This window comes from Actinoallomurus soli (assembly GCF_024055715.1).
GTDB lineage: Bacteria > Actinomycetota > Actinomycetes > Streptosporangiales > Streptosporangiaceae > Actinoallomurus > Actinoallomurus soli.
The window spans coordinates 138,555-151,793 of record NZ_JAMXMV010000006.1; the positions used below are offsets into that span (position 1 = coordinate 138,555).

Sequence of the window (13,239 nt, forward strand, 5' to 3'; positions counted from 1 at the left end):
CTTTTCATTGGCGATTCCAACATTGGCTTCGCCAACGATAGCGCCCTTCGTGGGCCGTGCCAACGATTAGACTGCGGCCATGACGGCCGACGACACGGTGCCCGCGCTCCTCAAGGAGACCCCGACCTGGCTGATCGGCCAGGCGGCGATGCACAGCCATCGAATCCTGACCGAGCGCTTCTCCGCCGCGGACGCCCGCGGGTACCACTATCGGCTGCTCGCCGCCCTCAAGGAGTTCGGCCCGGCCAGTCAGGCGGCGCTCGGCCGCCGCACCGGGATCGACCGCAGCGACGTGGTCGCGGCGCTCAACGAACTCGCCGGCAAGGGGCTGATCGAACGCTCACCCGACCCCGCCGACCGGCGGCGCAACATCATCACGATCACTCCGGCCGGTGTCGACCACCTCGACTGCCTGACCGACGTGCTCGGCGAGATCCAGGACGCTCTGCTCACCCCGCTCTCGGCCGCCGAACGCGACCAGCTGACGCGCCTCCTCACCCGCGTCGTCGACCACCACACCACCCGCCGCTGACCGCTCACCCACTCCCGACGGCAGAGGCCTCGGGCGAGACGGGACGGCCGGACTTCCAGAGATCCGTGACGTGGCAGGCGAAGCGGTCGTAGAGTCCGTCGTCCTGGCAGCGCCGGATGTGCAGCATCGGTGAGTCGTGTCCGACGAGCCGCGCCAGATGGGGAGTGACGAGCATCTCCTCGTCGAAGACGAAAACGCTCATGGCGATGTGCTCATCACTGAACCGAGCCTCGACGCCCGAGGTTCCGGACAGCTTGGACAGTTCGTCGAGTGTGACCCTTATTCGTGTGCCGACCGTCAAGGGAACGGCCTCGATCTCTTCACGGCGCCGGGTCACCTCGCTGTCCGGGTCCCCGATCAAGAACCGGACCGAGCACCCGCGCTCGGCCTTGCGCCGGAGAACGTTCCGCAGGCTCGGATGTTCCAACCAGAGGAAGTAGTTCGTGTAACCCGCGAAGATCAACTGATCAGTGGCCTTAGCGATCAGGCTCCGCCATACGGATTTCGGACACCCGGCTCGGAATGGATAAACACTGACTATTTCTCGGTCCGGTCCGGTCTTCACTGCGTTTCGGATGGCATCCGGCCAGATCATGGACTCATCAACTCCAAGGGCGTCGCATGCGGCCCAGCGATGACGGGGGTGGGGTGTACGACCCTCCTGACATACCCACCGATTCACCGTCTTCACGTCCACTCGGCATATCGCGGCCAAGTCCGATTCTGTCATCTTGGCTTCGGACATGGCTCGGCGAAGCGCGTCATTCGGCATGAGCGTCACCTACGGCATGTGGGACGGCTGGGACATGTCTGAAGCGTATCCGGTAAACGTCCCCTCCGTCCCGCGAACGCAGTTCCCGCGTCACGCATAGTGATCGATTCTGAGGATCGCAAGGTCGCCACGGCGACGCGGAACCGAGGCTCACGGGGAATTCTCATGGGGAACGAAACTCCGGCCGGGACGATGATCCGCTTACTCCAGAACCTCCAGCGGCGCGCGGAAGAGAACGGATTGGCCGGGCGCGTCGTCCAGACCTCTCGAGCACATCCACCGGTCCTCGTTCTGATTAATCCTGACATCCATCAACTCTCGGAAGAGATCAGTTGCAAGGAGGTGAATCCCGGCGACTGGTGGCTCTACTGGTCCTGGGGCGGCCAGATCGGGCGAGCGACCGATGTCACCGGCGCGGTCGCGGCCATTCGGCGAGTTCTGGGAACGCGTCCATGACGGCCAGGCGCAGGCCCCAGGGCACGCCTCCCGTACGCCCGGAGGGCGACGCTCCTCAGATCGCTCGTGACCTGGAGCGACGATGCCCGGGGTGGGTCGTCATCTGGTCGGCTTGGCGACGCACTTTCACCGCCTTCTCGGCCGTGACCGCGGAGGGCCTGGTGATCGATGACCCGTCGGCGTACCGGCTCCTCCAGCGGATCGGCGACGTTCATCGGGCGGCCGTTCTCGGGGCGCGGACAGGCGGACGACCGCCCCTGCGGTCCTACGACCCGCCGGCACATTTCCGCCCTGACGTCCCGGCCCGCTGAGGCCGTGGCGCGGGGTCGCCGGGGGCAGGAGGTGAGGGACCTGCGCCCGGCGGCCCCGTCAGGCGAGGGCGGTGATCGCTCGGCCGAGCGCCTCCTGGTCCTCCTCGGGCAGCCCACGGGCGGCGTGGACCATGTGGAGGGCGGTCGCGAGGCGGGTCCGGTCGTCGTCCGTGCCGAGGTCGCCCAGGTAGGCGGGAAGGATGAGGCCGAGCGTCTCGAGGTCGCGGCGGGCGCACAGGCCGGAGAGCAGGTCCGCCAGGAGGTCGTCGACGGGACGGGGGCCCAGGCCGCCGGTCGAGCGCAGGCCCTCGGCGATGGCGAACCGGTTCCAGTCGCCGTACTGCCCCTGAGGCAGGGCGTCGACGCATGCGGCGGCGCGCTGGAAGTGCTCGCGTGCCTCGTCGAGCCGGCCCAGGTCGCGGCAGGCCTTGGCGATGTTCAGGTGCAGGGACGGGTAGAAGGCGCGGACGCGTTCGTCGCCGACCCGGTCGGCGCGGGCGAGGCATTCGCGGTTCCAGTGGAGGGTGTCCTCGGGGGTCGGCTGGTGCCGGGCCACGTAGTGCGCCGCGACGCATGCCTCGTAATCGTCGGTGGCCGTCTCCCACGCTCGCCGGAAGAGGTCGCGCGCGTCGTTCTGCCTGGCCTCGGCCTCCGCACGCATGCCCTCGCTGCACAGCCGTACGACCGGGTTGTCGGGGTTCATCGCTCTTCTTCCTGGAGGACCGGCATGACGAGGGTGGTGAAACTGCCCTGGTCTGCGGAGCGGACGACGACCGGGCGGAGCGTGGAGGAGATCTCCAGCAGCACGTCGGGGCCCACGCTCGCCTCGACGGCCGGCAGGAGCACGCCCGGGTCGAACGCGATCCGCAGCGGAGGACCCGTGCAGATCGACGGGACCTCGGCCGCTGCCCGGCCCAGGACGAGACGATCGCGCTCGTCGGTCCGGAGGAGGACCGGGCCGTCGTCGTGGTCGGCGAGGGCCGTACGGAGGGCGTCGCGGTCAACGATGAGGCGGTGCCGGGCGGCCGGGAGGTCGTCCAGGACGATCCGGTAGTCGGGGAACGTCCCATCGACGGCGGGGAGCGGCCGCTCCTCGCCGTCGCCGTGGACGCGGGCGCCCCGGCCGTCGACCTCGATCGCGACCTCCGGCAGGCGCATCGCCCAGGAGGCGATCTCCTTCATCGTTCCGGCGTCGGCCAGGAGGCCGTGCGCACCCCCGGTGACGGCACTGGGGCGCAGGGCCCGTACGGCGAGCCGGTAGCGGTCGGTGGCCACCAGGCGCACCTCCTGGCCGGTGAGCTCGACGAGCACGCAACCGAGCACGGGGAACTCCTCCCGCACCGCGCCGCGGGCCGCCGACGGCGCCACCTGGCGTACCGCGCCGGCCAGTTCCGCGCCGCCGACGCGGGCCATCGCCGCGTTCCCGGCGCCGGAGAGGTCCCGGAGCAGGCCGTCGATCGCCGCCTGGGCGGCCGCGGCGGTGTCCCGGGTACGGCGCGCGTGCGCCGTCAGCACCGCGCGGGCCTCCTCCCGGTCGCCGTCGAGCACCACCGACGCGTCGACCAGCGGCAGCCCGGTCTCGCGGAGCCGCCGTACGAGGACGGCGCGCGGCTCCTGGTCGGGGGCGTAGTAGCGGTACCCGGTCGCGGCGTCCACGCGGGCGGGCCGCAGGACGCCGCAGTCGTCGTAGAACCGCAGGGCGCTCGGCGTCAGCCCCACCCGGCGGGCGAAGGTCCCGATGCTGACCAGCGCTTCGGCGTCGTTCATGCCGGACATCGTGAGCCTTCGAGCGGCTCGAAGGTCAACTCCGGCTCAGTCGGCGGAGCCGGCCAGGCGCTCGTACGTCTCGATCGTCCGGACGAACGTCGCGCGCTCCTCCGGGGACAGGGGGTCGAACGCCGCACGCCAGGCCTTCGCCCCGTTGGCGAGCCAGCTCTCGATCGCCGAGCGGGTCTCCGCGTCCTCGGTGAGGTCGACGATCGTCCGCCGGGCGTCTCCCGGGTCCGAGCGCCGTACCAGGACGCCCTGCCGGGCGAGGTCGCTGACCATCAGGCTCACGGTGGTCGGGGCGACCTGCAGCCGGGAGGCCAGCTCGCCGACCGCCATCGGCCCGTCGAACAGCAGGTACGACAGCAGCGACAGGTGCCTGGGCGCCAGGTTGAAGGAGCGGAGCCGTTCGGGGATCGGCGTCCGCTTGAGCCGTGCGGCCAGCCGCGGCATCAGCGACAGCATGGCCCGGACCGCCTCGTCCGCGCGCAGGCCGGGCTCTGGCGTCTGCTCCGTTGACATCCCCGCGATCATCCCTATACGTTTGCGATCAAAGCTTATTTGTTTGCAAAACAAATTGGTACGGCGTCCACACCGTACCGGACCCTCTCCGGCGGAGGTCTCGCCCATGAACGCAACGCCCGTGGCACCGAACCCGAACGACCCGGTCATCGGTGAGTTCCGCGCGAACAACGGCAAGGTCGGCGGGGTCTTCGACGGCGTTCCGCTGCTCCTGCTGACCACGGCCGGCCGCAGGACCGGCCGGCCGCACACCACGCCCGTCGTCCACCTCCGCGACGGCGGCCGGTACCTCGTGTTCGCCTCCAACGCCGGGCGGCCGGAGCACCCCGACTGGTACGAGAACCTGCTCGCCGGCTCGCAGGCGACGATCGAGGTCGGCACCGAGGAGGGCCGCGTACGCCCGTTCGCCGCCCGCGCCGTGGTCCTCGACGGCGACGAACGGGACCACTGGTACGAACGCCAGTGCGCCCTCAACCCAGCGTTCCGCCGGTACCAGGAGCAGACCACCCGGAGGATCCCGGTGGTCGCCCTGCACCCCCTGGACCTGGCCGCCGACGCCGCGCGCGCCCGGATGATCGGTGAGCAGCTCGTCCGCCACCACGAGGAGCTCCGCGCCGACCTACGCGACGTACGGGCGCGGATCGACGACCTCCTCGCCGGCGGGCCGGGCCGTACGGATCCCACCCCTCCGGCGGACCTGACCGCCCAGCTGCGCCGGCACTGCCTGACCTTCTGCTACGGCCTGCACATGCACCACACTCGCGAGAACGGCGCGTTCTCCGCGTTCGAGGACGAGTTCCCGCACCTGGTCCCGGTCATCGAGCGGCTGCGCGCCGAGCACCACGTGATGGAGAAGGCCCTGCGGGACTTCGAAGCGCTGCTGCGGGAAGGGCCGTCCGGCGACGACGTGACGCGGTTCCGCGCCGAACTGGACCGCGTGGTCACCGGCCTGGAGGACCACTTCGCGTACGAGGAGGCGAACCTCCTTCCGGCGGTGGGCGCCACGCCTCCGCGGCGGTGAGCCCGCCCCGGCCGTGCCATGGACGCTCAGGCGAGCTCGGTCCTCCCCGGACGGCGGTGACGGCCATACCGGCGGTGAACACCAGGCCGGCACAGACGACGGCGCCGACGTCGTACGGCGGACGGGCCGGCCAGGCCCACGGCGTGGTCACCGCCGGGCCGTGCCACAGGGTGTACTGCGCGTACATCGCGATCACCAGGTAGCCCGTCGGACCCGTCCAGGCGAGACCGGCGCCGAGCGTGGCGGCGCAGAGCAGGCCGATACCGGTCGAGCCGGCGACGTTGCGGACCACGCCCGCGGTGCCGCCGGCGAGGTGCAGACCGGTTCCCGCGATGACGAGCGCCCCCATGGCGATGGCGATCAGCACCGAGGTGCCGCCCAGCCGCAGAACATGGCGCCGCGGACCGGTCGCGCTCTCCGGATCACCGAACGGGCTTCCCACCGTGGCGGCGATGACCGTCGCGGCAGCCGTCTCGAACAGCAGCGGCATCTGGAGCGCGCCGTAGGTGTTCCACCTCCAGTGGAGCGCGACCCGCGTTCCGGCGGCGCAGGTCAGCAGGATCAGCAGGGCGAGAGGCAGCCTGCGGCTGGTCGCGTACAGCCGCACGAGGCGCAGTCCGGCCCGACACGGGGTGCGCGCCCGCGGCATGCGGGCCGACGCAGCGCTCACGGCAGGTCTCGCAGCGTGAGGCGGCCTGCCCGCAGCGCGGCCGCGTGCGCGACCAGCCAGGCATGCCGGGTCGAGAACGGAAGTGCGGCGAACCGCCGGGCCGCGTCGAACTCCGGGCTCCCGGGGCTCGGCAGCCCGTTCTCGGCGGGACGCGCGGCCATCCGGCCCCCGTCGATCCCGGCCACCGTGAGCAGCGCCATCGTGACCGCCCGCTGTGCCGGGCCGGGGTGGGGAGTGCGACCGACGACAGTGGAGATCAGATCAAGGCCGGCGGAGGACGCGACCGCCCTCGTGAACTCCGCGGTCGTCATGCCGTACTCGCCGGGCAGCGTGTCCGGAACGACCAGGCCGATCTCGGGACGGCCGCCGACGGTGCGCGGGCCTCCGCCGCCGACGACGACGTCGTCGCCCCGCTGCCGGAACACCGGAGCGGTCTCCTCCACGGTGAGAGGCGCGCCCGGTACGCCGGCGAGCTCGCTCAGCACGGGTCCGAGCGCGTCCGTCACAACGGGCAGGTACGCCGCGTGCGCCGGGTGCACGCAGACCCGGATCGCGGTCCGGCCGCAGACCGGCGTGTACGGGACCGGCCGATCGTCGGCGGAGTCGTGCAGCGCCGGGATGAGCGTCATCCCGTGCCCGTCCGGCCGGGACGTGCCGACCAGCAGCACGCTCGTCGCGGCCGAGGCGATGCCGACCGCACCGAGACAGACGGCGACCCGGCGCGGCCACCGCCCTGCGCCGGGCAGGCCGACGACGCCGAGCAGAGCGGCGGTGAGCCCGATCAGGAAGATGACCTGGGCGATCGGCAGGTCGGGACGGTAGGGGTAGAAGGTCGCCACGGAGGCGTTGGGCGGGGCCCACAGCGGGTCGACCTGCCAGTACGACGGCGTCGTGTGGATGGGGTAGAGGCCGAACCCGAGCCCGAAGAACACGGCGAGGATCGTCAGCGGGACGGTGAACCGGTGGGGCAGGAACACGCCGACGACGAACCCGAGCGCGGAGATCGCCGGGATGCCGACGGCGCCGACGGCGGCCGGCCACCACAGCGGGCCGCCCCACGGGGCCTGCCCCGCGGTGACCCCGTACAGCACGCCCACGCAGCCGAGATAGGCCGCCTCGGCCCAGCACGTACAGGCGGCCCAGGCGACCAGCCGGCGGGTCCAGCCCGATCGTGGGGTGCCGGCGATCAGATCGCCCATCCGGTGACGGCCCTCGCGCGACCCCAGCCACGCGGCGGCGCCCACCACCGGGGGGACGAAGTCCAGCAGGATCGACTGCTGCATGGCCATCGCCCGCAGGTTCCACAACGGCGGAAGCGCCATGCTCTCGCGGAAGGCGTTGTACCAGAACAGGCCGGCGACGACCGGCAGCATCCAGACCATCGTGCTGCGGCGCAGCTCCAGGCTCACCAGCCGCGTCACGGAGCGGCCCGGCGGACGCGGGCCGCGGCGCGCGACGGCGAGGGTCATGACCGCACCTGAGCCAGCACCGCGGTGTACCCGCGCTCCAACGGCGCGTCGCCGACGCCGCGGTCATCCCCCTGAGCCGCCAGCTCGTCCGGCGTGCCGTGGAAGACGACCCTCCCCCGGTCCATCAACGCCACCGCACCGCACGCGGCGCCGACGTCCTCCACCAGGTGCGTGCTGACCACGACGGTGGCGCGCGTGCCGATCTCACGCAGCAGGGCACGCAACGCGACCCGCTGCTCGGGGTCCAGCCCGGCGGTCGGCTCGTCCAGGAGCAGCAGCTCCGGGTCGTTCACGATCGCCTGCGCGATCCCCACCCGCCGCAGCATCCCGCCGGACAGCGTCCGCAGCTTCGCCTTCGCCTTCTCCCCCAGACCGACCCGTTCCACGGCGACGGCGACGGCGCGGGGGACCCGGGCCGCGGGCATCTCCTTCAGCAGCGCGAAATACTCCACGAACTCCACCACGGTGAAGCCCGGGTAGTAGCCCAGGCTCTGCGGGAGGTACCCCAGCCGGCGTCGAAGCTCCCGGCGCTCACCGTGAACGCTCGGATCACGACCCAGCAGCCGCAGCCGCCCCGACGTCGGTTCGATCACCGTCGCCATCATCCGCAGCAACGACGTCTTCCCCGCGCCGTTGGGGCCCAGGAGCCCCAGGACGCCCGGCCCCGCCCGTAGATCCACCCCGGCCACCGCCTCCGTCCGGCCGAACCGGCGGGTCACCTCCGTGATCTCGATGGTCACGACGATCCTTTCGGCATCCGGGTGGTGAACAGGACGATCGCCGTGCAGGAGGCGGTCACCACCAGGTACGGAACGACCAAGGAGGAGTCGGTGACGACGGCGGCGAGGCGTCCCTCGGCGGTGCGCGCGTACAGGACCGTGCCGGCCCAGGCCGCCGATCCCGCGACGGTGCCGACGAGCGCCGACCGTGTCACCGTGGCGGTCGCCAGCGCCAGTGCCGACACGGCCGTCATCGGGATCAGCCAGCCGAACGTCACGCCGACCGTGGCGCCCGACGCCGCCGAGCCGGCCAGCCCGAACACCGTGTCGACCGCGAGCACGCCGAACGCCCGCACCAGCAGCACCATCCGCACACCGACGGCCGCACTGCACGACAGCTCCCACGCCGGATCGATCCCGGGACCGTACGCGTAGGCGATGCCCGCCGCGGCCACGGCCGGCGCCACGAGGCTCACCAGAGGCCGTCCGCTGGCCGCCGTCGCCACCGTCCCCGCCCCGAGCACGACCGTGCTGGCGAGTAACCAGGGCACGAGCAGCGATGGAGTGGTGAGCAGCGCCCGCGCCAGGCCCGGCGAACGCAGCAACCGCCCGATGGTCCGCTCCGGCCACCGCACGTCGCGGCGCCACAGCCCGGTGGCGATCCCGGTCCATACCCGGTCCAGGTCCACGTCCTCCGGCACGTTCGCGTGGGCCGGCCGCGCATCCGAATCGCTCATCCCGCGCCTCCTTCCTCGGCCCGGCGGCCGCCCTCTCCGGTGACGCGCAGCGCCGCGCGCAGCCGGTGCCGCACCCGGTACGCCCGGCTCTTGACCGTTCCCGCGGGAACCCCCATGAGCCGCGCCACCTCGGCGACCGGGCGGTCCTCCACGTACAGCAGTCGCCACACCTCCGGATCCGGGTCGCCCGGCGGGCCCAGTACCGCGACCGCTCCGTCGAGATCGGCCCGCGACGATGCCGCCTCCGCCGGATCCTCCGGGTCCGGCCAGTCCTCCAGTACGACGGACGGCAGCAGGTGCGCAGGCCGCCGGCGGCGCAGGACGAGAGCGGCCTGGCGCCGGGCGATGCCCCACAGCCAGCCGCCCGCCGCGCCGGTGGGGCGATAGCCGGCCGCACCGCGCCAGGCGGCGAGGAACGTCTCCTGCAGGACGTCCTCCACCTCGGCCGCGGGCAACAGCGCCCGGAGCCGCGTCGCCAGCCAGGGCGCATGCCGTAAGAACAACTCCCGCGTCGCCGCGTCGTCGCCGGCGGCCATGGCCGCGATCAGCCCGTCGTCATCCATCGCATCCCTATTGCGCCAGGACCGCGATCGGTTCACGACCATCGCCGGGATCTTCTCAGTGGCCGCTTCCGCCGGACACCGACCGGCCGATCCTCTCCTCCGCCCGGGCGAGCCGCCAGGCCGCTTCGCTGGGATGGACGGCCAGTGCGGCCTTCGCCCCGGCGAGCAGCTCCGCGTGGCGCAGGAACTCACCCGAGCGGATGCCGGCCGTCCACTCCTCGGAGGTGCGGGGAGCGGAGTAGTACTCGCTGATCGCCGTGGCGATGTCGAGGAACGCCTCGAGCGACGCCTCCAGGCCGTCGTCACCGGGCTCCTGCGGATTCCGTACGGCCAGCTGCCGGTGCGGGGGTTCGGCGTCGTCCTCCAGGAGCCTCCGCAGTGCCAGGAGATCCTCGATCCGCGACCCGGGCCCACCGTCCTGGCGACGCCGGACGGCCGCGTCGATCACCTCGGTGACATCTCGGCGGATGATCGTGTGGACGAGGTCGGCCACGGCGATCGGCGCGTTCGCATGAGCCTGCGCCGTGATGCACGCCCTGGCGGTCCGGACGAGGTCGCGCGGCAGGCCGCCCGACCACGCGTGACAGAACAGCGCGGCCGGGTACGGGAACCGGCGGGCTCTCTGCCGCAGGAGCTCGTACGACTCCTCGGCGCGGAGCCGGCCGACCTCGATCACGGTATCGAAGGCGGTGTCGAACGCGTCCCGCACCGGGATGCCCCGGGCGGCGAACCGCCGCAGGGCGTCATCGGAGACCGACACCACGAAGTGCACGCCTTCGATGTGGAAGAGGTCCTTGATCCCGTTGATCACCTCGATCGCCTTCTCGGAGTCGGCGACCTTGTCCAGTTCGTCGACGGCGATGAGGATCGGAGCGCCGCCACGGACCCGGTGCCCGCGGACGAAGCCGCGGAAGTCCTCGACCCAGTCGGCACGGCTCAGGTCCCGCTCGGTCCAGGTGACCTGGCCCGAAAGCTCGGCCGACACCCCCCACCGGGCGAGGCCGCCCTTCCGCACCCACTGCCGGGACCGGCTCCCGGTGATGCCGTCCAGCGTGGCCAGGGCCCAGTCGACGTCGCTGTTCGATCGGCGGCGGACGCGGACCCGGCCGCGCTCGGGAAGAGGAACACCACGGCGGAGGATGACGGCCCGGACGACCGCACCGTAGATGACCTTGACGAACTCCGATTCCTTCGGGTTCATCGGAGCGGGCAGGTACACGCCGATCCACTCCGGCCGCCACAGGTCGGGGTCCCCCTCGCACAGCAGCCGCAGCAAGGTCGTCTTGCCCGCGCCGCGCGACCCGGCGACGCCGACCGCCGAGGTGACGTGCCCGGCGATCAGGGCCTGCACCTCTTCGAAGCTTCCCGACCGGACCACCGCCGTCGACCCGAACTCCACCAGGCTGGGAGCCCGCATCTGGTGCAGGAGCGCGCCGCGCAGGCGCTCGTCGTCGCGATGGAGGATCTCGTCGACCATCGCGGCGATCTCCTCGGTGAGATCACCCGTGATCAGTTTTCGGTAGGTCCGCGTTCTCCGCCGGTCGATCCGGTGCTGAGCCGCCCAGGTGAGGCGGCGGACCGGCACCGCCAGGAACAAGAGACCTCCCGCGACCGCCCCCGCGACCCACATTCCGAGAGAGATGCGCTCGTGCCTTGACCAGGAGGACGCCACCGAGCCGCCGACGGCGAACAGGGTCAGACCCGCGGCTCCCATAACGACACCGCAGGTCCACTCCACAACGCGCCAGGTGGACTCCTCGGCATCGGCGTCCGCCTCTTCACGCCGGTATTCGTCGAGCCCGTCTTCGAAGCGCTCCGCGAGTTCCTCTCGACGAGCCCAGACCTCCTCGTACACGGTGGCGGTGGCGATTCCCGCGGGCCGGGCGGCCCTCGCCAGCGCCTGGCGAACGAAGAACGCAAGACGCATGGGCGTGACCGGATACAGGGGGTTGTCGGCGTCGACCGCCGATTCGAGAAAGGCCAGTGTCACGCGTCCACCACCGTGTCGGAGATCCCGCCATATCCGACCACAGAACGCTCCCGGCCCGCGAGAGGGCGTAAGCGGGGTACGCGGGTGACGGGGAGACTGATCCTATTCGCCGGAGGGCGCTTCGCCCCTGGTGTGGAGGACCTCGCGGGCCTGGTCGGCGGCGCGGATGATGCTCTCGGTGACGAAGTCGAGGAAGCGGGCGATGTTCTGGAGGCGGGCGGCGGCCGGGCTGTCGGGGCCGAGGACGGCGACGCCCTGCCGTGCGGTCTCGGCGACCTGGGCGGTGCCGCGGGCGCTGGCGATCATCGATTGGTACAAGACGTCGTCGTCGACGACGTAGCGCTCGCGGCGGCCTTCGTCGCGTTCCCGGCGGACGAGGCCCTGCTCCTCAAGGAAGGCGACCGCTTTGGAAATGGAGGCCGGGCTGACCTGGAGGCGCTGGACGAGCTCGGACGCGGTGAGGCTGCCCGTGTCGCTGCAGAGGAGGCGGGCCAGCACCCGGGCCATCATCGCGGGCGTGCCCGACTGCATGAAGACGGTGGTGAGCGTCTCTTCGTACTCACGCACGGCCTCGTCGTCGCGTCCGTGAGCCTGCAGCCCGGGGGGCGCGGCCTGCCTGCGCCGGTGGGCGCGGCGTTCGGTCGCGCGGTGGGCCAGGTCGGCGCGGTAGCCCGTGGGGCCGCCGTTGCGCATCACCTCACGCGTGATCGTCGAGGTCGGGCGGTCGAGGCGTCTGGCTATCTCCGCATAAGCGAGCCCGTCCGCCAGCCCTGAGGCGATCCGCTGGCGGTCCTGCTGGGTGAGCCTGCCTCCCGGCATCACAACCTCCTCCGTGCTTCCCGATGCCTCCAGCATAGCGTTCACTGCCAACTCATCGCAACGAACACCTGCTCCAGTGTTGCATTAAACTCAACCTCATTGCAATGAATTACAGCTTGTGAGCTGCTCTGATGTTCAAGCGTCGCAACGAGCTCGTTGAAGAGAACAGAAAAGCAACGTAGCGTTTGCGTTGTTCGAAACAACGAGCCGCACGGAGCGCACGATGCAGAAGTTCACCACCCCCGCCCCGATCACCGCCGTCGTCGACATCCCCGCCGGACGCGTGCAGGTCATCGCCGCCGACCGCACCGACACCACCGTCGACGTCCGCCCCGCCAACCCCTCCAAGAACCGCGACGTCAAAGCCGCCGAGCAGACCACGGTCGAATACGCCGACGGCACCCTGCGGATCCACGTCCCCACGGGCAACCAGATCCTCGGTCCCTCCGGATCCATCGAGGTCACGATCCAGCTGCCCGCCGGCTCCCGCGTCGAGGGCAAGGCCGCCGCCACCGAACTGCGGACCGTCGGCCGCCTCGGCGACGTCACCTTCGACGGCGCCTACCGCCACATCAAACTGGATGAGGCCGCGAGCCTGCGCCTGACCGCGACCGACGGCGACGTCGAGGTCGGCCGCCTGGGCGGCCCCGCCGACATCAGCACCGCCAGGGGCGACATCCAGATCACCGAAGCCACCGGCGGCAAGGTCGTGCTCAGCACCCAGTCCGGCGACATCACCATCGGCGCCGCCACCGGAGTCTCCGCCGCCCTCGACGCCGGCACCCCCAACGGCCGCATCACCAACGCCCTCAAGAACGACGGCATCACCGAACTCGACCTCCACGCCACCACCTCCAACGGCGACATCACCGCCCGCAGCCTCTGATCAGC

At 71.5% G+C, this 13,239-nt stretch carries 15 protein-coding genes; 4 read left to right on the top strand and 11 right to left on the bottom strand.

Going from position 1 to position 13,239, the window contains the following annotated elements:
• Window positions 1-79 precede the first annotated feature (79 nt).
• On the top strand, window positions 80-532 hold the full coding sequence (locus NDW01_RS17175; RefSeq protein WP_252821699.1) for a MarR family winged helix-turn-helix transcriptional regulator: 453 nt from the start codon (window positions 80-82) through the stop codon (window positions 530-532).
• A gap of 4 nt (window positions 533-536) precedes the next feature.
• Here the strand turns inward: NDW01_RS17175 and NDW01_RS17180 are convergent, their stop codons facing one another.
• Window positions 537-1,127, bottom strand: a complete 591-nt coding sequence (locus NDW01_RS17180; protein WP_252821701.1) for a hypothetical protein — start codon at window positions 1,125-1,127, stop codon at window positions 537-539.
• Window positions 1,128-1,469: 342 nt separating this feature from the next.
• On the opposite strand from NDW01_RS17180, the gene NDW01_RS17185 reads away from it, so the two are divergent.
• The gene (locus NDW01_RS17185; protein ID WP_252821703.1) at window positions 1,470-1,760 is read left to right on the top strand and encodes a hypothetical protein; all 291 of its coding nucleotides are present in this window, start codon (window positions 1,470-1,472) and stop codon (window positions 1,758-1,760) included.
• Between the two features lie 369 nt (window positions 1,761-2,129).
• Here NDW01_RS17185 and NDW01_RS17190 read toward each other — a convergent pair whose 3' ends face one another.
• Genes NDW01_RS17190 through NDW01_RS17200 form a run of 3 tightly spaced genes read right to left on the bottom strand, consistent with a single transcriptional unit; the run spans window position 2,130 to window position 4,360 of the window.
• A complete protein-coding gene (locus NDW01_RS17190) occupies window positions 2,130-2,774 on the bottom strand; it encodes a hypothetical protein (protein WP_252821705.1) in 645 nt (214 codons plus the stop codon).
• A complete protein-coding gene (locus tag NDW01_RS17195) occupies window positions 2,771-3,838 on the bottom strand; it encodes a DNA polymerase III subunit beta family protein (RefSeq protein WP_252821707.1) in 1,068 nt (355 codons plus the stop codon). Before NDW01_RS17195 ends, NDW01_RS17190 begins: the two co-directional genes overlap by 4 nt.
• 45 nt (window positions 3,839-3,883) lie before the next feature.
• The gene (locus NDW01_RS17200) at window positions 3,884-4,360 is read right to left on the bottom strand and encodes a MarR family winged helix-turn-helix transcriptional regulator (RefSeq protein WP_252821708.1); all 477 of its coding nucleotides are present in this window, start codon (window positions 4,358-4,360) and stop codon (window positions 3,884-3,886) included.
• Window positions 4,361-4,466: 106 nt separating this feature from the next.
• On the opposite strand from NDW01_RS17200, the gene NDW01_RS17205 reads away from it, so the two are divergent.
• Window positions 4,467-5,381, top strand: coding sequence for a nitroreductase/quinone reductase family protein (locus tag NDW01_RS17205; RefSeq protein ID WP_252821710.1), 915 nt, complete (start codon window positions 4,467-4,469; stop codon window positions 5,379-5,381).
• Here the strand turns inward: NDW01_RS17205 and NDW01_RS17210 are convergent.
• The 7 genes from NDW01_RS17210 to NDW01_RS17240 form a co-directional block, all read right to left on the bottom strand.
• Window positions 5,302-6,051 carry a hypothetical protein gene (locus NDW01_RS17210; RefSeq protein WP_252821712.1) on the bottom strand — a complete coding sequence of 250 codons (750 nt, stop codon included), beginning with the start codon at window positions 6,049-6,051 and terminating at the stop codon, window positions 5,302-5,304. The genes NDW01_RS17205 and NDW01_RS17210 overlap by 80 nt on opposite strands.
• Window positions 6,048-7,520, bottom strand: coding sequence for a hypothetical protein (locus tag NDW01_RS17215; RefSeq protein ID WP_252821714.1), 1,473 nt, complete (start codon window positions 7,518-7,520; stop codon window positions 6,048-6,050). Before NDW01_RS17215 ends, NDW01_RS17210 begins: the two co-directional genes overlap by 4 nt.
• Entirely contained in the window at window positions 7,517-8,260 is a 744-nt protein-coding gene (locus NDW01_RS17220) for an ATP-binding cassette domain-containing protein (protein ID WP_252821715.1), read from the bottom strand. Before NDW01_RS17220 ends, NDW01_RS17215 begins: the two co-directional genes overlap by 4 nt.
• Window positions 8,257-8,976 (bottom strand): hypothetical protein, encoded by a 720-nt coding sequence (locus NDW01_RS17225; protein WP_252821717.1) that lies wholly within the window; start codon window positions 8,974-8,976, stop codon window positions 8,257-8,259. Before NDW01_RS17225 ends, NDW01_RS17220 begins: the two co-directional genes overlap by 4 nt.
• Window positions 8,973-9,539, bottom strand: coding sequence for an RNA polymerase sigma factor (locus NDW01_RS17230; RefSeq protein ID WP_252821720.1), 567 nt, complete (start codon window positions 9,537-9,539; stop codon window positions 8,973-8,975). The genes NDW01_RS17225 and NDW01_RS17230 overlap by 4 nt, the downstream gene beginning before the upstream one ends.
• 55 nt (window positions 9,540-9,594) lie before the next feature.
• Window positions 9,595-11,529 (bottom strand): KAP family NTPase, encoded by a 1,935-nt coding sequence (locus NDW01_RS17235; protein WP_252821722.1) that lies wholly within the window; start codon window positions 11,527-11,529, stop codon window positions 9,595-9,597.
• 102 nt (window positions 11,530-11,631) lie between these two features.
• Window positions 11,632-12,348 (bottom strand): helix-turn-helix domain-containing protein, encoded by a 717-nt coding sequence (locus tag NDW01_RS17240; protein ID WP_252821724.1) that lies wholly within the window; start codon window positions 12,346-12,348, stop codon window positions 11,632-11,634.
• A gap of 223 nt (window positions 12,349-12,571) precedes the next feature.
• Between NDW01_RS17240 and NDW01_RS17245 the strand changes: the two genes are divergently transcribed.
• Window positions 12,572-13,234 carry a DUF4097 family beta strand repeat-containing protein gene (locus NDW01_RS17245; protein ID WP_252821726.1) on the top strand — a complete coding sequence of 221 codons (663 nt, stop codon included), beginning with the start codon at window positions 12,572-12,574 and terminating at the stop codon, window positions 13,232-13,234.
• Window positions 13,235-13,239 lie beyond the last annotated feature (5 nt).

Excerpts from the sequence above, each read along its gene's own strand:
- NDW01_RS17175 (WP_252821699.1), top strand. The coding sequence starts at position 80 with ATGACGGCCGACGACACGGTGCCCGCGCTCCTCAAGGAGACCCCGACC.
- NDW01_RS17180 (WP_252821701.1), bottom strand. The coding sequence starts at position 1,127 with ATGATCTGGCCGGATGCCATCCGAAACGCAGTGAAGACCGGACCGGAC.
- NDW01_RS17185 (WP_252821703.1), top strand. The coding sequence starts at position 1,470 with ATGGGGAACGAAACTCCGGCCGGGACGATGATCCGCTTACTCCAGAAC.
- NDW01_RS17190 (WP_252821705.1), bottom strand. The coding sequence starts at position 2,774 with ATGAACCCCGACAACCCGGTCGTACGGCTGTGCAGCGAGGGCATGCGT.
- NDW01_RS17195 (WP_252821707.1), bottom strand. The coding sequence starts at position 3,838 with ATGAACGACGCCGAAGCGCTGGTCAGCATCGGGACCTTCGCCCGCCGG.
- NDW01_RS17200 (WP_252821708.1), bottom strand. The coding sequence starts at position 4,360 with ATGTCAACGGAGCAGACGCCAGAGCCCGGCCTGCGCGCGGACGAGGCG.
- NDW01_RS17205 (WP_252821710.1), top strand. The coding sequence starts at position 4,467 with ATGAACGCAACGCCCGTGGCACCGAACCCGAACGACCCGGTCATCGGT.
- NDW01_RS17215 (WP_252821714.1), bottom strand. The coding sequence starts at position 7,520 with ATGACCCTCGCCGTCGCGCGCCGCGGCCCGCGTCCGCCGGGCCGCTCC.
- NDW01_RS17225 (WP_252821717.1), bottom strand. The coding sequence starts at position 8,976 with ATGAGCGATTCGGATGCGCGGCCGGCCCACGCGAACGTGCCGGAGGAC.
- NDW01_RS17230 (WP_252821720.1), bottom strand. The coding sequence starts at position 9,539 with ATGGATGACGACGGGCTGATCGCGGCCATGGCCGCCGGCGACGACGCG.
- NDW01_RS17240 (WP_252821724.1), bottom strand. The coding sequence starts at position 12,348 with ATGCCGGGAGGCAGGCTCACCCAGCAGGACCGCCAGCGGATCGCCTCA.
- NDW01_RS17245 (WP_252821726.1), top strand. The coding sequence starts at position 12,572 with ATGCAGAAGTTCACCACCCCCGCCCCGATCACCGCCGTCGTCGACATC.